The 18,334-nt window shown below is 67.5% G+C and carries 17 protein-coding genes; 11 read left to right on the plus strand and 6 right to left on the minus strand.

What is annotated here, in order from left to right; genetic code table 11:
• Window positions 1-30: 30 nt before the first annotated feature.
• Window positions 31-999: a LysR family transcriptional regulator gene (locus BUE42_RS16460; RefSeq protein ID WP_073466186.1), complete on the minus strand. Its 969-nt coding sequence runs from the start codon at window positions 997-999 to the stop codon at window positions 31-33.
• A 77-nt stretch (window positions 1,000-1,076) separates the two neighbouring features.
• Here BUE42_RS16460 and BUE42_RS16465 point away from each other — a divergent pair, with 77 nt between their 5' ends.
• From BUE42_RS16465 to BUE42_RS16495, 8 genes are all read left to right on the plus strand, one after another.
• Complete coding sequence (locus BUE42_RS16465) at window positions 1,077-1,715, plus strand: DsbA family protein (protein ID WP_073466187.1); 639 nt, start codon at window positions 1,077-1,079, stop codon at window positions 1,713-1,715.
• Between the two features lie 73 nt (window positions 1,716-1,788).
• Complete coding sequence (locus BUE42_RS16470; protein ID WP_073466188.1) at window positions 1,789-2,688, plus strand: MBL fold metallo-hydrolase; 900 nt, start codon at window positions 1,789-1,791, stop codon at window positions 2,686-2,688.
• 4 nt (window positions 2,689-2,692) lie between these two features.
• Window positions 2,693-3,082: a nuclear transport factor 2 family protein gene (locus BUE42_RS16475; RefSeq protein WP_073466189.1), complete on the plus strand. Its 390-nt coding sequence runs from the start codon at window positions 2,693-2,695 to the stop codon at window positions 3,080-3,082.
• A gap of 90 nt (window positions 3,083-3,172) precedes the next feature.
• Entirely contained in the window at window positions 3,173-4,288 is a 1,116-nt protein-coding gene (locus BUE42_RS16480) for an ABC transporter substrate-binding protein (RefSeq protein WP_073466190.1), read from the plus strand.
• A 19-nt stretch (window positions 4,289-4,307) separates the two neighbouring features.
• Entirely contained in the window at window positions 4,308-4,460 is a 153-nt protein-coding gene (locus BUE42_RS32245; RefSeq protein WP_200798970.1) for a hypothetical protein, read from the plus strand.
• Window positions 4,461-4,627: 167 nt separating this feature from the next.
• On the plus strand, window positions 4,628-4,843 hold the full coding sequence (locus BUE42_RS16485; protein ID WP_073466191.1) for a hypothetical protein: 216 nt from the start codon (window positions 4,628-4,630) through the stop codon (window positions 4,841-4,843).
• 44 nt (window positions 4,844-4,887) lie between these two features.
• Complete coding sequence (locus BUE42_RS16490) at window positions 4,888-7,074, plus strand: phosphocholine-specific phospholipase C (RefSeq protein ID WP_073466192.1); 2,187 nt, start codon at window positions 4,888-4,890, stop codon at window positions 7,072-7,074.
• Window positions 7,075-7,118: 44 nt separating this feature from the next.
• On the plus strand, window positions 7,119-7,898 hold the full coding sequence (locus BUE42_RS16495; protein WP_073466193.1) for a DeoR/GlpR family DNA-binding transcription regulator: 780 nt from the start codon (window positions 7,119-7,121) through the stop codon (window positions 7,896-7,898).
• A gap of 22 nt (window positions 7,899-7,920) precedes the next feature.
• Here BUE42_RS16495 and BUE42_RS16500 read toward each other — a convergent pair whose 3' ends face one another.
• Window positions 7,921-8,802, minus strand: a complete 882-nt coding sequence (locus BUE42_RS16500; protein WP_235002394.1) for an amino acid ABC transporter substrate-binding protein — start codon at window positions 8,800-8,802, stop codon at window positions 7,921-7,923.
• A gap of 236 nt (window positions 8,803-9,038) precedes the next feature.
• On the opposite strand from BUE42_RS16500, the gene BUE42_RS16505 reads away from it, so the two are divergent.
• Window positions 9,039-10,955 (plus strand): B12-binding domain-containing radical SAM protein, encoded by a 1,917-nt coding sequence (locus BUE42_RS16505; protein WP_073466195.1) that lies wholly within the window; start codon window positions 9,039-9,041, stop codon window positions 10,953-10,955.
• Window positions 10,956-10,991: 36 nt separating this feature from the next.
• Here the strand turns inward: BUE42_RS16505 and BUE42_RS16510 are convergent, their stop codons facing one another.
• Together BUE42_RS16510 and BUE42_RS32250 are read right to left on the minus strand one after the other, a co-directional pair.
• Entirely contained in the window at window positions 10,992-11,774 is a 783-nt protein-coding gene (locus tag BUE42_RS16510) for a hypothetical protein (RefSeq protein ID WP_143171538.1), read from the minus strand.
• A gap of 27 nt (window positions 11,775-11,801) precedes the next feature.
• Window positions 11,802-12,191 carry a hypothetical protein gene (locus tag BUE42_RS32250; protein ID WP_143171539.1) on the minus strand — a complete coding sequence of 130 codons (390 nt, stop codon included), beginning with the start codon at window positions 12,189-12,191 and terminating at the stop codon, window positions 11,802-11,804.
• Between the two features lie 258 nt (window positions 12,192-12,449).
• Between BUE42_RS32250 and BUE42_RS16515 the strand changes: the two genes are divergently transcribed.
• Window positions 12,450-14,039, plus strand: a complete 1,590-nt coding sequence (locus BUE42_RS16515; protein ID WP_073466197.1) for a beta propeller repeat protein — start codon at window positions 12,450-12,452, stop codon at window positions 14,037-14,039.
• Window positions 14,040-14,217: 178 nt separating this feature from the next.
• On the plus strand, window positions 14,218-16,518 hold the full coding sequence (locus BUE42_RS31635) for a carbohydrate-binding protein (RefSeq protein WP_083614196.1): 2,301 nt from the start codon (window positions 14,218-14,220) through the stop codon (window positions 16,516-16,518).
• Here the strand turns inward: BUE42_RS31635 and BUE42_RS16540 are convergent.
• The gene (locus BUE42_RS16540; RefSeq protein ID WP_073466198.1) at window positions 16,472-17,653 is read right to left on the minus strand and encodes an MFS transporter; all 1,182 of its coding nucleotides are present in this window, start codon (window positions 17,651-17,653) and stop codon (window positions 16,472-16,474) included. The two genes, BUE42_RS31635 and BUE42_RS16540, sit on opposite strands and share 47 nt — an antisense overlap.
• Window positions 17,654-17,692: 39 nt before the next feature.
• On the minus strand, window positions 17,693-18,331 hold the full coding sequence (locus BUE42_RS16545) for a class II aldolase/adducin head domain-containing protein (protein ID WP_073466199.1): 639 nt from the start codon (window positions 18,329-18,331) through the stop codon (window positions 17,693-17,695).
• Between the last annotated feature and the right edge of the window lie 3 nt (window positions 18,332-18,334).

An 18,334-nucleotide genomic window follows, 5' to 3' on the forward strand; every position in this document is an offset into this window, starting at 1 on the left:
GTGCCGGGCGGCGTTGCCGGAGCGCAGACGCTATGTGGCTGGCTGCAGCAAGCCTTGCCGTTGCGCCTCGTTGTCCGCCAGCAGATCGACGAAGGCGCGGACCTTGGCGGGCCGAAAGCGGGCCGCCGGAAAGACCGTGTGGATGCCGCCGGAGGGCAGCTGCCAGTGAGGCAGCACATGGATGAGGCGCCCGGCCGCAAGATCGCCTGCGACCGCATAGTCCGGGAGCACCGAGAGCCCCGCGCCGTAGCACACGGCTTCGCGCACGGCGAGCGTGGCATCCAGAAATATCGAGGCTTGCACGTTCACGGTCTCGCGTTCGATCTCGCGCTCGTCCTGGTTGAGCGAGAAATCCCACCTCAGATGGTCACGCAGGGCGGTGTTGGCGACAAACGGCAAGTTCGCAATGTCTTGCGGCCGACCGAGCCGCGCCACCTGCGGCGCCATGGACGCAGATGCCACCAGCAATTGCCGGAAGGATCCGATTTTTCGCGCCTGCAGCCCAGTCTCGGCCAGCCAACCCACACGAATCGCCAGCTCGATGTTGCCGCCCATGATGTTCAGCGTCTGGTCGCTCAGGATGGCGTCGACCTTGCAGGCGGGATAGCGCTGCATGAAAGTGGCGATGACGGGTACGACGACCCCGACACCGTAGTCCAAAGGAGCAGTCAGCCGCAGCACGCCGGACGGCTCGGTCGACGACTCGCCCAATTCGTCGAAGGCATCCTCTGCCTCGCGCAGGATCAGGGCGCAGCGCAGGTAGAACGCCTGGCCGGCTTCGGTGGCCTGCGCCTTGCGCGTGGTGCGAACCAGGAGCGAGGTGCGGAACTCGCGCTCCAACCGGGCAACCTGCTGGCTGACCACGGCCTTGGTGATGCCCAGGCGCTCCGCTGCCGCAGTGAACGAACCGGTCTCCACGACGGACACGAAGTAGGCAAGCCGGCGCAGATTCCCAAGACCGCCCAGACCATTCTCGCCTTGGCTGTATGTTTTTAGCATACGTTGTGTTTATCAGGTATGTATTTAAGAGTCAATCGAGAGTGCCTACGATCCATCGCAAGCCAACCAAGAACCCCATGGACAAGACCCTGCACTACCTGTTCGACCCGCTGTGTGGCTGGTGCTATGGCGCCACGCCGGCTGTTGCCGGGTTGCTGGAAATCCCACGCGTCAGCATCGAACTGCTGCCGACGGGCCTGTTTTCCGGCGAGGGCGCGCCGCCCATGGACGATGCGTTCGCGGCCTTCGCCTGGTCCAACGACCAGCGCATCGAACGCCTGACGGGGCAGCGCTTCACCGAGCTTTATCGTCGTCGGGTTCTCGGTGATCGCCAGCGGCTCTTCGACAGCGGCCCCGCCACGGTGGCGCTGACTGCCGTGTCGTTGACGGCGCCCGCCAGAGAGTTGGAAGCCCTCAAGGCCATCCAACGTGCGCGCTACGTGGATGGCAGCGACGTGACGTCGTTGGTGACGCTGGCCGCTCTTCTGGAGCTGCTCGATCTCGGGGAGGCTGCCGCGAGGGTTGCGAACGCCGATGCGAATCTGCTCGACGCCACCCTTGCCCGCGTGGGCCGCGCCCAGGCGTTGATGCAGGAGTTCGGCGCTCGCGGCGTGCCGACCTTGATTGCCGAATCCGGTACGAAGCGCCGGGTGCTGGATCACGCGGCTGCCTATTCCGACCCACAGGCACTGATCGGTCAGCTGGAGGCGGTTTGAGCGGTGCCTGAGCCATCGTCGGGCTCGTCCCGGCAACTCGCCACCCATTCAACTTGGTAAAAGGAACGAGCCCATGACAACACGAAGAGACGCCATCAAAACTGTAGCCGTCGCGGGTGTCGCGACGGCCATCCTAGGAGTGAAAGACGTTATGGCTGCCAATACCCCATTGACCTGGAAGCATTTCCCCGCCGGCGAGAACGGATTCTTCCGTGCCCCGGTGCTGATCTCCGGCGCGAACGAAGCAGTCCTGATCGACGGCGGCTTCACGCTTGCCGACGGCAAGGCGCTCGCCGAGGCCATCAAGGCCAGTGGCAAGAAGCTCACGACCCTCTACATCAGCCAAAGCGACCCTGACTACTACTTCAGCCTCGCGCCCATCAAGGCGGCGTTTCCCGAAGCCAAGGTGATCGCTGCGTCCGCCACGATCGCGGCCATCAAGGGCAACGTGGAGAAGAAGCTGGCGACCTGGGGACCGCAGCTCAAGGAAAACGGTCCGCAGGCTCTGGCAGACATCGTGATGCCCGAAGCCTTTGACGGCCGGACGCTTGCCCTGGAAGGGCAGACTCTCGAGATCGCCGATGCAGCTGGCCTGGCCAACCGCCGCTACGTCTGGGCGCCTTCGCTCAAAGCCATCTTCGGCGGCGTGCTGCTGTTCTCGGGCGTTCACGTGTGGACGGCGGACACACAGGGCGCCGAAGCCCGCGCGGCTTGGGTGAAGACGCTCGACGCCATGGCAGCCCGCAAGCCGGCTGTGGTGGTGCCGGGCCACATGGCGCCCAGTGCCGCAACCGACGCAACGGCAATCCGCTACACCCGAGACTACCTCGTGGCGTTCGAGGAAGAGCTGGCCAAGGCCGCTGACAGCGCCGCCCTGATCGCGGCCATGACCAAGCGTTATCCGAATGCCGGCATGGGCGTGGCGCTGCAGATCGGTGCCAAGGTCGCCAAGGGCGAGATGAAGTGGGGTTGAGGCGATGACGACCAACATCGACATCGTCCGTGCCCACTACGCAGCGTCGGCGCGGGGAAACATCGCCGAGATGATGCTCGATGTGTCGCCGCAGGTGCGCTGGACCGAGATGGCGGGCTTTCCCTGCGCTGGCACCTGGGTCGGTCCGCAGGCGGTGGCCGACAACGTCTTTGCCGTTCTGGGCAGGGATTGGATCGACTACCGATTCGAACTGCACAACCTCATCGACGGTGGGGACCAGGTCATCGGGGTGGGGACCTACCACGGCACGAACCGGGCCACGGGGAAGGCAATGCAGGCTCGCGTGGCCCACGTCTGGAAGTTGCAAGGCGGGCAGATCGTGGCCTTTGAGCAGTTCACGGACACGCTGCTCGTGCATCAAGCCATGAGCTGACGGTCGCACGTCAACGAACGAGATCCCGCCGCCAGCTCAATCAGTTGCCGCGAGCACCGGCCACCGATTCATCGACAACAAAGGCATCCCATGCACCTGACCACCTTTTCCATTCGAGCCGTGCTCGCCAGCCTGATGCTTGCAGCCGCGACATTCGCTCTGCCGGCTCATGCGCAGCCTGACTCTTCTGCATCGGTAGCTGCCGTTGAGCGCGATGGCGAAGGCCGTACGCTGCAGGATCTCTACCAGGCGGCGCTGAAGGAAGGCGGCACGTTGACCGTGTATGCCGGCGGGGACGAGGTCACGCAGGGTTTCGGCATCAAGGCAGGATTCGAGCGCCAGTTTCCCGGCATGAAGGTCGAGATCGTCGTCGATCTGAGCAAGTACCACGACGGGCGCATCGAAGAGGAACTGCTGCGCAAGACTCTGAAGGTCGACGTCGCGCATCTGCAGACGCTGCACGACTTCGACCACTGGGCCTCAGCCGGCGTTCTGCTGCCGTACAAGCCGATCGGCTGGGACCAAGTGCCCGACGGATACAAGGATCCGCAGGGCCGCTTCACGGCGCTGTTCATGCTGACTTTCGCGAACAGCTACAACAAAAACATGGTGACGGCGGAGAACGCGCCGCGCGACTACACCGACTTTCTGAAGCCCGAGTTCAAGAACCGCATCGTCATCGCGTACCCCCATGACGACGATGCGGTGCTGTACGTGTTCGACAAGATCATTCAGAAGTACGGCATCGGCTTTGTGGAGAAGCTGCAGGCCAACGGCGTGCAGTGGGTGCGCGGCACGCAGACGCCGCGCGATGCGGTCGAGGCCGGCAAATACGCGGTCGCTACCGGTACGTCAGGCAGCTTCGCGCCGGCGGAATCGGCCAACACCCGTTTCGTGCTGCCCAAGAGCGACCCGTTCCTCACCTGGGCGCAGACCGGTGCGATCTTCAAGGACGCGAAGCATCCGGCAGCCGCGCGGCTCTACATGAGCTGGCAACTGTCTTTGCCGGTGCAGTCGTCGCCACGCCAGTTCCCGCTGCGCAAGGACGTTGCGCTGCCGGCCGGCTTGAAGCCGCTGGACCAGTACAACACCAGCCCGGCGGACTTTCTCGCGTTCATGCGCGACCGGGCACGCGTCGAGCGGCTCAAGACGCTGTTCGAGCGCCTGATCGGGCCGGTACAGGGCATCTCGCCGCTGAAGGATTGACAGCGGGCGCAGCCCGCAGGTGCCGGTCGAGAACTGGTATGCCCTGGGCGGCCAGTTGCTGACGCTGAACCTGCTCACCTTCCCCCGCGCCGGCCATGCCCCGCATCACCGGCAGCCCGAGTTGGCCGCCGCGCACATCGCGGCGTTCGTCAAGAGCACCCACAAGGCCTGAGCCCACACGCGGCCCGTCCTTTCTATGTGACGACGCGTCCGTGAACGGAGGCGGGTCGCGGCGTGGACCTGTGCCGGCCCGCCAAACACAAACGCACAGAGTCACACAAACACAATAATTGCCACATAGCATGGGTGGATCGATCCACACCCGCCGGAGCTCCTCCCATGCACGTCATTCGCACCAGCCGGCCGGCCGACCCGGCCCGCGGCACACCGTTGCCCGACACATCGTCCGCGCCGACCGCGAGCTCATCGGCCCGGCGCTTCGCGTGGGGCGTGGCCCTCGCGATGACCGTTGCGCTGACCGCCTGCGGCGGCAGCAACGACAACAAGGATTGCGGCTCGGCGGGCAACACCCGCGACCTGCACTGCGCGCCCTGAGCGCCGCTGCGCAGCCTCGCCACGCCAACCGAAACACCGACGCCATGACGCTCAATCGCCGTACTTTCCTCCGCACCGCCACAGGTTCCACCCTCGCACTGGGCCTGTTCCCACCCGCCATCCAGAAGGCCCTGGCGATCCAGGCCAACAACACGACCGGCACGCTGAAGGATGTCGAGCACATCGTGCTGCTGATGCAGGAGAACCGCTCCTTCGACCACTACTTCGGCGCGCTCAACGGCGTGCGCGGCTTCGCCGACCCGTTCGCAATCCCGGTCGCCGACGCCGGCGCCATCCAGCGCCGCACGATCTGGTCCCAGCCCAATGCCGTGGCCGGTGCCGTGCCGGCCGTGGTCGCGCCCTTCCACCTGAACACCGTGCAGAACTTCGACGTGATGCGGGTGGAGGGCACGCCGCACTCGTGGGGCGACGCGCAGTACGCGTGGGACCAGGGGCGCATGAGCACCTGGACCACCTACAAGAAGAACCATGCGATGGGCTACTACACGCAGGACGACTTGCCCTTCCAGTACGCACTGGCCAATGCGTTCACGCTGTGCGATGCCTACCACTGCAGCTCGCAGACCGGCACCAACACCAACCGCCTGTTCGCGTGGACCGGCACCAACGACGGCCTGGCGCTCGGCAACGGACCGGCCACGTACAACGACTACGACTGGTTCGATGCCAATCCCGGCAATGACGGCGGCTACACCTGGACGACCTATCCCGAACGTCTCGAGCGCGCCGGCATCACCTGGCAGGTCTACGAGAACATGGACGACAACTTCACCGACAACTGCCTGGCGGGGTTCCACGCCTTCCGCGACGCGTACTACCAGCGCCCCGGCTACTCGGAAGCACTGCGGCAGCGCGGGGTCGGCACGCGCGACCTGGACAAGCTGAAGGAAGACGTGCTCGCCGGTACGCTCCCGCAGGTCACCTTCATCGTGGCAACGGCCGAAGGCTCGGAACACCCCGGGCCGTCGAGCCCGGCCCAGGGCGCCGACTACACCGCCAAGGTGCTGGATGCGCTGACCGCCAACCCCGGGGTCTGGAGCAAGACCGTGCTGTTCCTCAACTTCGACGAGAACGACGGATTCTTCGACCACGTGCCGCCGCCCGCGCCGCCCTCGTTCACCAACTGGGATGCGGATCCGGCCAAGGCGGTGCTGGCCGGCGCGAGCACGGTGGACACCGCGGCCGAGTACCACGAGCACCTGAAGGCCTACCACACGGCGGCCTACGAACCCTTGCTGCTGCACAGGCCGTACGGCCTCGGGCCGCGCGTGCCGATGTACGTGATCTCGCCGTGGAGCAAGGGCGGCTGGGTCAACTCGCAGGTGTTCGACCACACGTCGCCGCTGCAATTCATCGAGCAGCGCTTCGGCGTGAAGGAGCCGAACATCTCGCCATGGCGCCGCGCGGTGTGCGGCGACATGACCTCGGCCTTCAACTTCGCCGACCCGAACAACGCCGAGTTCTTCAAGAACCTGCCCGCAACCACCGCGCTGGCGGACCGAGCCCGCGCCCTGCCCAAGCGGACCGTGCCCGCGTTGCCCGGCCAGGCCGAGATGCCGGTGCAGGCCAAGGGCACGCGCCCGTCGCGCGCGCTGCCGTACGAACTGCATGTCAGTGCGGTCTGCGCCCCGGCTTCGCAGCAGATCACGCTGATCTTCTCCAATACGGGCCGTGCGGCTGCGGTCTTCCATGTCTACGACCGCCTGCACCTGGACGCCGTCCCTCGCCGCTATACCGTCGAGGCCGGCAAGCAGTTGCGGGGCAGTTGGGCGCTGGCAGCGGACCAGGGCGTCTACGACCTCTGGGTGCTCGGGCCCGCCGGCCTGCACCGCCATTTCACCGGCAACGCGAGGACGCTCGCCACCGCGGGCCAGCCGAACCCGGAGATCCAGGTCTGCTACGACGTCGCCAACAGCGACCTGGTGCTGAAGCTGCACAACACCGGCGCGACAAGCTGCACCTTCAGCGTGCGGGCCAATGCGTATTTCGACGCCACCCTGCAGTCGGTGACGGTGGCCCCGGGCGGCGAACAGTCGCTGGCGTGGGCGCTCAAGGAAAGCGGCAACTGGTACGACTTCAGCGTCGGCGTGCCGACACTGCCGGGCTACAGCCGCCGCTTCGCCGGGCGCCTGGAAACCGGCGCGCACCTGGTCAGCGATCCGGCGATGTTCGGCCCCGCCGTCGGCGACCAGCCGGCCATCACCCGCTGAACGCCGCAAGCCGCCCCGCGGGCGGCTTGCGGCATCATCGCGGCATGCTTCAGCAAGATCGTCATCAGCGCATCCAGGCCCTGCTTGCAGGCGACGGGCTGGCCACCACGGAGCGCATCGCCAATGAACTGGGCGTGTCGCGCGAGACGGTGCGGCGCGACGTGCTGGCGCTGGAAGCGGCCGGGCAGCTGCGCCGCGTGTTCGGTGGCGTCATGGCCTGCGAGACCGCGGCCGAGCCGCCGCTCGCGCAGCGCACCAGGACCAACGCGCTGGACAAGCGCGCGATCGTGCGAGCTGCAGCACGCCTGCCGCAGCCGGGCCAGTCCTTGTTCATCGATGCCGGCAGTACCGTGTCGATGCTGGCGCAGGAGCTGGCCTCGCTGCGCGACTTCACGGTGATCACCAACTCGTTCGACGTGGCGCTGAAGCTGGCCGGCCCGACGCTGGACGGCGGCTCACCCCGGCACCAGGTGCATGTGCTCGGCGGACGGCCCCGGCCGGAGCTTGCCGCGAACTACGGCGACGCCACCGTGGCCGAGGTGATGCGCTGGCGGGTGGACTGGGCCCTGCTCTCGCCCGTCGGCGTGGAGGCCCACATGGGCGCCAGCAGCTTCGATCCGTCCGAGGCGGAGCTGGCGCGCGCGATGGTGCGGCAGGCCCGCCGCACCGTGCTGCTGGCCGACCACAGCAAGATCGGCGTGTGTGCCCGGGTCGCGTTCTGCGGCATCGAGCAGGTTCATCAACTGATCACCAACAAGAAGGCCAGGGATTCGGCCGCGCTCGACGCGCTGGCGAACGCAGGCTGCGCGCTGACCCTGGTCTGATCGACACGCCGGGCGGCGCGAATCAGATCGAGAAGCCCAGCAGCATCGCGACGCCGGCTTCCTTGTTCGGACGCACGAAGCTGTCGCGCGTCAGGCGGCTCATCTTGATCGTCAGCGCGTCGGTCAGGAACCACTTGGTGTAGAGCGCGTTGATCTCGCCGCTGGTGTAGAGCTGCGACAGGCTGCGGTCCACCGACGCGAGCAACGCGGTGTCGCCCTTGCGCAGCATCACCGCATAGGGCTCGACCGACAGCGCCAGGTTGCTCACCTGGAAGGTGTCGAGCGCCTTGTCGTTGGAGGCCAGGCCGAGCAGCAGCGAATCGTCCTGCGGGAAGGCGCGCACGCGGCCTTCTTTCAGTGCCTTGTAGGCCTCGCCGTTGCTCGCGAAGGTCTGCAGCTGCGCGTGCAGCTCGCCGTTGGCCAGCTGGTTGAAGAGCTTTTCGGAGGTCGTGCCCTTGCTGAGCGCCACCGCGAGGCCGTTCAGGTCTTTCACCGACTCGACCTGCACGTTCTTCGGCGTGAGCAGGCGCATCGCGGCGACGAAGAAGGTGTAGCTGAAATCGACCTGCGCCTGGCGCGCGCGGGTGTTGGTGGTGGAACCGCACTCCATGTCGATCTCGCCGCTCAGCAGCTTCGGGATCCGCTCCGGCCCGCTGACGACCTTGTACTGAACCTTCAGGTCGGGCAGCTTCAGTTCGCGCTTGATGCCTTCGACGGCGTTCAGGCACAGGTCGACCGAATAGCCGACCGGCTGCTTCTGTTCATTGAGGAACGAGAACGGCCGCGCGGCTTCGCGCACGCCGAGCACGATCACCTTGGTCTCGCGGATGCGGGCCATCGTGTCGGTGGGGGCCTGGGCCAGTGCCGCGCTGCTTGCGCCGGCAAGCAGGAGCAGAGCCGGCATGTGACGCACGACGTGGCGCATCACGCCGTGAAAAGGGGAGAACATCTTGGAAGCTCCGACCAAAAGGGCGGAATTATAGGGTTTACCCTATTCGTATTTCCGTGATGTAGGTCGCACTGGACCGATCCCTCTACCCCCTTGTTCGGGGGGATTTTTCGCTCTGCCGGCAACTCGGTGGCGCCACGGGTGCATCGCCGACAATGCGGCCTGCTCGCCTCCCTCTGCCCGCCCCCTCGATGTCCACCGAAGATTTCCGCGTCCTGGCCGTGATCCCGCCGATGACGCAACTCAACACGCCGTACCCGTCGACGGCGTACCTCACGGGCTTCCTGCGCTCGCGTGGCATCCCCGCCGTGCAGGAGGACCTGGCGCTCGCGCTCGTGCTCGATCTGTTGTCATCGCAAGGCCTCGACCAGATCCGAGAGCGCGCCGAGGCGATCGCCGCCCCGGACCGCAGCGAGCCGGTGACCCATTTCCTCGCCGCCTTCGACCGCTACCGCACGACCATCGGCCCCACCATCCGCTTCTTGCAGGGGCGCGACGCCACGCTGGCGCACCGCATCGTCGGCCGCGACTGGCTGCCCGAGGGCGCGCGCTTCCGCTCGCTCGACGTCTACGTCGACGACGAGGGCGGCGACCCGCTCGCCTGGGCCTTCGGCGCGCTCGGCCTGCAGGACCGCGCCCGCCACCTCGCCACGCTCTACCTCAACGACCTCGCCGACGTGCTGCGCGACGCCATCGACGGCCGCTTCGAGTTCGTGCGCTACGCCGAGCAGCTGGCCGCGAGCCAGCCCGATTTCGATCCGCTCGCCGCCGCGTTGTCAGCCACACCCAACCTGGTCGACGAGCGACTGGCCGCGCTCGCGCTCGCCGCGATCGAGCGCCACCGCCCCCAGTTGCTGCTGCTGTCGGTGCCCTTTCCCGGCTCGATGTACGCGGCACTGCGCATCGCACAGGCGGTGAAGGCGCAGCACCCGCAGATCACCATCGCGCTCGGCGGCGGCTTCGTCAACACCGAGCTGCGCGAGCTGTCGGAGCCGCGGGTGTTCGACTTCGTCGACGTGGTGACGCTGGACGCCGGCGAACGCCCGCTGCTGGCGCTGATCGATCACCTGCAAGGCAAACGCTCGCAGCAGCGGCTGGTGCGCAGCTTCGTGCGCGATGCCGAATCCGGCGCGGTCCGCTACATGAACAGCTTCGCCGAGCCCGACGTGCCGTTCGACCAGACCGGCACGCCCACCTGGGACGGCCTGCCGCTCGACCGCTACCTGTCGCTGCTCGACATGCTGAACCCGATGAACCGGCTGTGGAGCGACGGCCGCTGGAACAAGCTGACGGTGGCGCACGGCTGCTACTGGAAGAAGTGCAGCTTCTGCGACGTGAGCCTCGATTACATCGCGCGCTTCGAGCAGGCCTCGTCAGCGACGCTGGTCGACCGCATCGAGGCCATCGTGCAGGAGACCGGGCAGACCGGCTTCCACTTCGTCGACGAAGCGGCGCCGCCGAAGGCGCTGCGCGCGCTGGCCGCCGAGCTGCAGCGCCGCAAGGTCGAGATCTCGTGGTGGGGCAACGTGCGCTTCGAGAAGACCTTCGACCGCGAGCTGTGCCAGGAGCTGGCCGCGAGCGGCTGCATCGCGATCTCGGGCGGGCTCGAGGTGGCCTCCGACCGCCTGCTGAAGCTGATGAAGAAAGGCGTCTCGGTCGAGCAGGTGGCGCGCGTGACGCAGGCCTTCTCCGAGGCCGGCATCCTGGTGCACGCCTACCTGATGTACGGCTTCCCGACGCAGAACGAGCAGGACACGGTGGATGCGCTGGAGTACGTGCGCCAGCTGTTCGAGGAAGGCTGCATCAGCAGCGGCTTCTTCCACCGCTTCGCCTGCACCGTGCATTCGCCGGTGGGCAAGCAGCCCGAGGACTACGGCATCACGCTGCTGCCGCTGCCGCCGGGCCGCTTCGCGAAGAACGACGTCGGCTTCGTCGACCCGACCGGCGCCGACCACGACGCGATGGGCCGCGCGCTGAAGAAGGCCATCTACAACTACATGCACGGCATCGGGCTGGACGCCGACGTGCGCAGCTGGTTCGACATCCGCATGCCGAAGCCGACGGTGGCGCGGCACCGCATTGCGAAGGCACTGCAGCAGGTGGCTTGAGGGCGCCCGAGGCCGACCACCCCTCGCCATCGGAACTCAAGGACGCGGAGCGATGAGAGCCTCGACCGCCTTCGGCACGTGTTCGTCGATGAGTTCCTTCAGCGCATCGATCTTGCCTTTCGGCGTCAGCGCATCCCAGGCATCCGGAGATTGCGCGACACCGACCGACGCAGACGAGTAGTTCGCCTTGATGCGGGACTCGCTCACCACCTCCAGCGATGCGAGGTCGATCAACGAGAGCTTCGCGAAGACGTACGGCGCAAAGAACCCGCGGCCGGTTTCGCCGGTGGTGGGCCTGATCATGCCGACGGCACGGTCGATGTAGAAACCCAGGCCCTGCAGGTAGCCGCTGCCCAGGCTGTCGTTCTCGCCCGCCTGCAGCCGCGCGGTCGACAGTTGCTTGGTGATCAGCACCAGGTGCGTGGCGCCATCCTTGCGCATGGCCTCGACGACCGCCGGCGAGAACTTCAGCCGCCCTCCGTCGAAGAACCGATCCTGCTCCTCGAACATCGCCGGCGACGAGAGGTCGTACAGCGTCACGCGTGCGCCGGCGTCGAGGCGCTTCAGCGACACTTCAGCCTGCGTCATGGCTTCGGCATCGAACACGCCGCCGCCCACCGGCAGCGTCTGCGTGCGATTGCGCTCGATCGTCGTGCCGGTGCTCGCCTCGTGCGTCACCACCGAGAGCTTGTCGCCGATCAGCGAAACCACCGCATAGCCGGCACGCGGCGCCTCGGCCGCCCAGGCCCCGACGCCCGCTGCCAGCAGCAGTGCGCCGAGCCATCCACGAAATACAGAACCACTCATCTTCGCTGCCATCAAGGCACTCCTTCTTGTAAATCCTTTTCAGCCACGCAGACGCCGTGACGGCGGCAAAGCCCTCATTGGAATTGTCTGAACTTGCATCCAGGTGGTCAGCACGCTGACCGGGGGGATTGCTCCACTTTGAGGAAACCAGATGGCCTCGAACTCTTCACCAGACCCGGAAAAATCCCACCCACTGCCACCGACCAGCCCGACAACTCGCTCAACAACACTTTGATGACTTCCAGTGCAATTGGCCTCCACTCGCACGATGCATGAACCCGGGGGCTTGGCATAGGGCTTGATATCGACATCAACAATCGATCCAACGGCAGAAGTTGACTGCTGGGTCAAGGCAAGCACGCGTTCATCGTCACCGCTCTCGATCGGGACAATCACGAGGCGAAGCTCAAGCCTGAATTCTTGATCCACCCGCTGCACCACTGAACATCCGTTGACTCCCGAACAATCGACCAGAAACCGCGCTGCTTGTTGAACGCAGGCTGGTCAGTCGACCGCCCTCACTGCCGACGCGGGTCGGTGAACCCGCAAGAAGGGGCGGATGGTAGGGAGGCTTGCCGGTCGACGTCAACACCCCCTTGTGTGCCCTTGACAGGCGGCTAGACTGGCGCTCGCCCGAGGAGCCGAACGAGCCCCCAAGGCCGACACAACCGACCGGAGGAGTTTCCCTTGAACCTGATCGATCCTGCGCGCCGCGCCCTGCGGCATGCGTTACTGGCCTGTGCCCTCGTCGCGGCCGCCGGCTGCACCACCATCAGCACCGCACCCGACCCGCTGAAGACGCCGCCAAAGGCGAACGAAAGCGTGGCCGTGGTCAGCATCACCGGCAACACCGCCCAGGTCACCGCGATGGACGTCGTCTCGGTGACGCGGCTCAATGCCGATGGCAGTTCCGGCAACAGCATCTTCAACCTGACCCAGGTCGCGCCCGGCCTCGCGCGCGACACCTCGCTGTTCGTCGGCGTGCTGCCGGCCGGCGCGTACGAGTTCTCGGGGCTGTCGAACAGCGCGACGAACCAGTTCCTGCACATGACGCCGACGATGCGCCAGCGCGTCGGCCACTTCACCATCGTCCCCGGCACGCCGACCGACCTCGGCCGGCTGATCATGACGCCGGTAAACACGAACGTCGTCGTCGGGCGCAGTTCGACCATCACGACGAACCTGCCGATGATGCAGCGCTTCGTTCCAGAACAGGCGCAGCGCTTCGCCGGCACCACGCCCGGCGGCTGGGACGGCATGCGCACGTCGAACGACCGGGTCGAGGAGTACGCGCGGCTGCGGCCGGTCGGCGCCGACAACATGGTCGAGCTGTCCGATGGCCGGGTCGTCGCCGCCTCGCGCCTGGGCAGCCTGCTGATCCGCTCGACCGAGGGCTACTGGCGCGTGCTGCCGAGCACCGGGCTGGAGTCGCTGCTGCACGTGACCCCGGTCGACCGCCCCGATGCCAGCCTGATCGCGGCAGGCGAGTTCAGCACGCTGCTGCGCCTGCCGCCGGGTGGCGACCGGCTGGTGCCGATCGACACCGGCGACCTGCCGCCCGGCAACCTGCTGTTCGTCGACGGCAACGACCGCACCGGCTGGTACATCGCCGAACAGAGCGGCTCCGAGGTGACGCTCTTCAAGTCGCCGCGCCTGGCCGCCGGCACCTGGACGCCGGTGCGCAAGGAAAGCGTCGCGCGCAGCTTCTGGAGCGGGCAGAACTCGTTGTGGATCTGGCGCACGCCGCAAGGCCTGGCCTACGCGCTGAGCACCGGGCAGATCCACGCGCTCGACTATGCGAGCGGCGGCTGGCGCAGCCAGGCCGCACCGAACGGCAGCCGCATCGTGATGATCGAGGTCAACCCGACCGGTTCGCTGAGCCTGCTGACCTCGCCGGGCGGCGGCTTCGCCGGCGTGTTCGCGTCGCTCTACCTGTCGAAGGACCAGGGCGCGACCTGGAAGGAGATCAAGTCCGACTTCAACGTGAAGGTCGCACCGCCCTACGAGACTCTCGGCGGTGCGCTGCTGAACCCGGGCGGCGTCTTCAGCGACCGCGAACTCCACGCGAGCGACGACGGCGGCAAGATCTGGAAGAAGCGCAGCCCGTTCGCGCTGGAGAGCCGCCTGGTGCTGCTGCCCTCGGGCAAGGCCTTTGCGGTCGACCGCGGCCTGCACGGGCTGTTCTCGGTCCAGTCGTCGGCCGACGAAGGCGCCACCTGGAAGACGGAGTACAGCAACTTCGACGCGAAGGCCTTCGAGGCGGCGCAGAAGAAGTAGGCGGCATCGCAACGGCTCCTCAACACCTGCTTACTCGCTCGTTGCCGGAGACCGCGCTCGCACCCGTCGATCAGAGGCACAATCCGATCGACTGGTACTTAATTGGTTATGTTCGTGCCAGGGCTGTAAAAGCGCGGATCCCACCGGGGTCCCGACTACAACTTCAGGGCGAACTCCGATGGTCCATCCCACTTCAAAGCCGGGCGTCACCGCACGCCGCACCCTTGCCGCGTTGACGCTGGCCGTGGCCGCCGTGGCGGTTCACGCGGCCTATCCCGCATGGAAGGCCGACACCTTCTACCCGGCGGGCACCATCGTGTCGTACGCCGGGCACGACTACAAGGCCTGGGTCGCGCAGACCGACTACACCGGCACCGGCTGGAACCCGACGACGGCGAGCCTGTGGCAGGACCTCGGGCCGAGTGGCGGCACGCCGCCGGCACCTGCACCCGCACCGGCTCCTGTGCCCGCACCCGCCCCTGTGCCCCCTCCGGCACCCGCCCCTGCACCGGCACCCACGCCTGCACCGGCTCCCGCGCCAGCACCTTCGCCTGCTCCGGCGCCCGCCCCTGCACCGGCCCCCGCGCCGGCTCCCGCACCCGCCCCGGTCGGCGCGCCCGCCAAGCCCACGCTGCAGATCCAGAACTACGACCACGCCGGCAACTTCCCGATCGTCTGGAACAAGTGGTGGGGCATCAGCGGCACCACCTGGGAGCTCTATGAAGACGGCGTCAAGGTCCAGTCCGGCACGCTGGCCGATGTCGGCAATGCAGCGCAGACGGCGACCATCCAGATCACCGGCAAGAAGCTCGGCCTCTACACCTACCAGCTGAAGCTGATCAACGCCGCCGGCGCCACGCTGAGCGATGCGGCGAGCACCACCGTCGGCAATGCCTCGCTGATCGGCATCAAGCAGTGGGACATCGGCGGCCAGTCGCTGCAGAGCACGCTCGCGGCCGGCTCGGTCACGCTCGACCTCAGCGTCGCCGGCGTCACCTACCCGACCTTCACCGTCGCCTCCAACAACCCGAAGGTCGCGACCGTGTCGGTCAGCGGCAGCAAGCTCACCGTCAACGCGCTGAGCGCCGGCCGTGCCGGCATCCGCGTGCTCGACAACAACGGCAACGGCCGCTGGGTCGGCGTGCGGGTGAAGAAGCCCGACGGCAGCCTGCCCGGCCTGCCGGCGCACGTGTCGATCGGCTCGGTGTCGGACGACGGCGCAAGCGCCCTCGCCAACTGGCAGAACTTCGGCAGCGGCGACCTCAACACCCGCGCCGACCTGCGCTACATCTACCTGAACGGCGGCGCCTCGGTGCCCGGCAATACCAGCTGGTGCACCTGGACGACGGTGCCGTGCTTCCGTGCGACCAACTTCATCCGCGAGTCGAAGAAGCTCGGCATGGTGCCGGTCTTCGTGTTCTACAACATCGCCGATGGCGGCGAGAGCTACCCGACCGACCTCGCCCACATCCAGGACGCGACCTACATGTCGGCCTACTTCAAGGACTGGGTCAAGACCATCGACATCGCGAACACCGAGGCCGGCGACGACCCGGTGGGCTATGTGATCGAGCCGGATTTCATCGGCTACATGATGCAGAACTCCGGGCTGCAGCCGTCGCAGATCACCGCGCGCGTCGACCAGGCCTATGCCGCGGGCGTGCTCACCGCGAGCGACCCGCAGTTTCCGAACACGCTCGAGGGCCTCGTCAAGGCGGTCAACTACATCGTGCAGAAGCGCAGCCGCAACGCGTGGTACGGCTGGCAGATCAATATCTGGAGCGATGCGCAGAGTGGTGCCTCGACCAACGGCCTGATGCACATCACCGACACCGCCGAGAAGGGCTGGAGCGCCGGCCGGCCGTTCATCGCCGCCAGCGCGCAGCGCGTCGCGAACTACTACAACGCGGCCGGCATCACGAGCTACGGCGCGAGCTTCATCTCGTTCGACAAGTACGGCTACGACGGTGGCGCGGCCGGCAACGCGAAGTGGCAGTTCAACGCCGACCACTGGAACAACTACCTGTACTACGTGCAGACGCTGAACGCCGCGCTGAAGAAGCCGGTGGTGCTGTGGCAGTTGCCGGCCGGCCACGTGAACGGCTCGGTCGGCACCAACCCTGCCACCGGCGCGCCGTTCGCGACGCTGAACAACACCACCAGCCGGCACTACGAGGACACCGCGCCGACGTACTTCTTCGGCGACACCTTCACCGCGACGCCGAGCATCTTCGCCGCGAGCTACTACAAGACCAATGCGGCCGGCGACCCGAAGGTCACGTCCAACGGCGCGCAGATCACCTGGGGCAGCCACCTGCAGGAGGCGAAGAACGCCGGCGTGGTGTCGCTGATGTTCGGTGCCGGCGTCGGTGACTCCACCGACAACATCGGCCTCGGCAACCTGCCGTTGACCGATGACCGCTGGTGGCTCGTCAAGGCGAACCGCTACCTGCAGGGCGCGGTCGTGCCGCTGCCCTGATCACCAGCAGTGCCAGCAACAGCGCCGCGGCCGTCACCGCGAAAGCAGCGCTGAGCCAGGGCACGGCGCCGGCCTCGTCGCCCTCGACGATGAACGACGCCATCAGCGGCCCGAAGGCGCTGCCCAGCAGCTGGGCGGCCGGCACCAGCCCGGCCAGCCGGCCGCTGGTGTCGGCCCCGAAGGCCAGGCCGATGTGGAACGGCAGCATGAACATCCACACGAAGCCGAACACCGCGCAGCCGATCGCGAAATCGACGGTGCGCCCTGGCGGCAGCGCGTGCAGCGTCACCATTACCGCGACCAGCAGCGCCGAACAGGCGACCAGCGTCGGCCGCACCGGCAACCGCCCGACCGCGAACGCGGCGATGCTGCCGCCGATCACCTGCATCACCAGCACGCCGGCGATCAGCGTCTGCGCGGCCTTCGCGTCGAAACCCGCCGCCTTGCCCAGCGGCTCGAGGTAGGCCCAGAACGCCCCGAGCGTGGCCAGCTGCAGGAAGGCCACCGCCAGCGGCAGCAGCGTCGGCACCGACCAGCGAAAGCCCGACACCGCCGGCAGCGCCAGCGGCGCGAGCCGCGCCGGCTGACGGAAGGCCAGCACGCAGGGCAGCAGCGTCAGCACGGCGAGTGCCGCGAAACCGCCCTGCCACCCGGCGCGCGGAATCACCGCATGGGCCAGCAGCGCGCCGAGCGCCGCCTGCGCGATCGTCTGCACGACGAAGAAGATGCCGCCGAGCCGCGCCGGGTTGGCGTGGCGCACGATCACGCCGGTCGTGCCCCAGACCAGCACGCCCTCGGCCAGGCCGGCGGCGGCGCGCACCGCCGTCATCGCCGCGTCGCCCGAGGCGCGCATCGTCAGCAGGTCGAGGCATGCGGCCAGCAGCGCGGCGACCAGCGTGATGCGCCGCAACTGCGCACCCGGCAGCAGCGCATCGCCGAGCGCGACGCCGAGGCCCAGCATGATGATCTCGGCCATCGCGACGATGCCGACGCCCTCCAGGCTCACCTGTTTCGCGTCGACCAGCTCGCCCAGCAGGATCGGCTGCACGCCGATCATCAGCACGGCGATGGTGCCGACGGCCAGCGCCGCGGCGACCTGGCGGGTGGGCATCGGCGGGGCGTCGTTCGCGGGCATGCGGGGCTCTCCTCGTGTGGTTGCGCGGCCTTTGGCCGGTCAGTATCCCTTGCTCTCTTCGGGCAGCAGGCCTTGCGCGAAGCGGGCTTCGGCCCGCGATGCATCCTTGCGCATGCGGCCGTTGGCGATCCACCGCACCCACCACGGCAACGCGTGCACGCGGCCACCGGCGGCCACCGCGAGCACATGCGCCTTGGCGCATTTCTCGAACAGCTCGGCGTTCAGCGCGAGGCGCGTCGCGGTCGTGCCCAGGCACAGCGGCCGGCCTTGCAGCAGCAGCACGTTGCCACGCCGTTGCAGTGAGCGTGCCAGGGTGCCCAGCGACGTGGCGGGAGCCATCGGGCCGAGGTGGCGGGCCTGTTCGTCGAACAGCTGCGGCATCGTGCCGCCGAAGTCGGCGAGCGCAACGCCGAACGACCCGCCACCCCATCCGATGGCCCCCACGTCAGGGCGTGCGCGGTAGACCGCGGCATGGGCGCCCTCTTCCCCTCCTTCGTTGTCTTGAGGCCGCAGCGGCAGCCGGCGTGGTGCCGCGTCACGCACCGTGCCGAACCACATCGCCGCCGTGGCCGGCACGCGCAGCGACAGGCTCGCGCCCTCGCCGCCCAGCAGGTGCTTCAACTCCAGGCGTTCGCGCAACTGCAGCCATTGCGTGCGCAGGATCTCGTCGGTGTTCATCGC

The organism is Rhizobacter sp. OV335, from assembly GCF_900142965.1.
Classification (GTDB): domain Bacteria; phylum Pseudomonadota; class Gammaproteobacteria; order Burkholderiales; family Burkholderiaceae_C; genus Rhizobacter.

Excerpts from the sequence above, each read along its gene's own strand:
- BUE42_RS16510 (WP_143171538.1), bottom strand. The coding sequence starts at position 11,774 with ATGGCAGCGAAGATGAGTGGTTCTGTATTTCGTGGATGGCTCGGCGCA.
- BUE42_RS16460 (WP_073466186.1), bottom strand. The coding sequence starts at position 999 with ATGCTAAAAACATACAGCCAAGGCGAGAATGGTCTGGGCGGTCTTGGG.
- BUE42_RS16480 (WP_073466190.1), top strand. The coding sequence starts at position 3,173 with ATGCACCTGACCACCTTTTCCATTCGAGCCGTGCTCGCCAGCCTGATG.
- BUE42_RS16505 (WP_073466195.1), top strand. The coding sequence starts at position 9,039 with ATGTCCACCGAAGATTTCCGCGTCCTGGCCGTGATCCCGCCGATGACG.
- BUE42_RS16540 (WP_073466198.1), bottom strand. The coding sequence starts at position 17,653 with ATGCCCGCGAACGACGCCCCGCCGATGCCCACCCGCCAGGTCGCCGCG.
- BUE42_RS16475 (WP_073466189.1), top strand. The coding sequence starts at position 2,693 with ATGACGACCAACATCGACATCGTCCGTGCCCACTACGCAGCGTCGGCG.
- BUE42_RS16490 (WP_073466192.1), top strand. The coding sequence starts at position 4,888 with ATGACGCTCAATCGCCGTACTTTCCTCCGCACCGCCACAGGTTCCACC.
- BUE42_RS16470 (WP_073466188.1), top strand. The coding sequence starts at position 1,789 with ATGACAACACGAAGAGACGCCATCAAAACTGTAGCCGTCGCGGGTGTC.
- BUE42_RS16500 (WP_235002394.1), bottom strand. The coding sequence starts at position 8,802 with ATGCCGGCTCTGCTCCTGCTTGCCGGCGCAAGCAGCGCGGCACTGGCC.
- BUE42_RS16545 (WP_073466199.1), bottom strand. The coding sequence starts at position 18,331 with ATGAACACCGACGAGATCCTGCGCACGCAATGGCTGCAGTTGCGCGAA.
- BUE42_RS16465 (WP_073466187.1), top strand. The coding sequence starts at position 1,077 with ATGGACAAGACCCTGCACTACCTGTTCGACCCGCTGTGTGGCTGGTGC.
- BUE42_RS16495 (WP_073466193.1), top strand. The coding sequence starts at position 7,119 with ATGCTTCAGCAAGATCGTCATCAGCGCATCCAGGCCCTGCTTGCAGGC.
- BUE42_RS16485 (WP_073466191.1), top strand. The coding sequence starts at position 4,628 with ATGCACGTCATTCGCACCAGCCGGCCGGCCGACCCGGCCCGCGGCACA.
- BUE42_RS31635 (WP_083614196.1), top strand. The coding sequence starts at position 14,218 with ATGGTCCATCCCACTTCAAAGCCGGGCGTCACCGCACGCCGCACCCTT.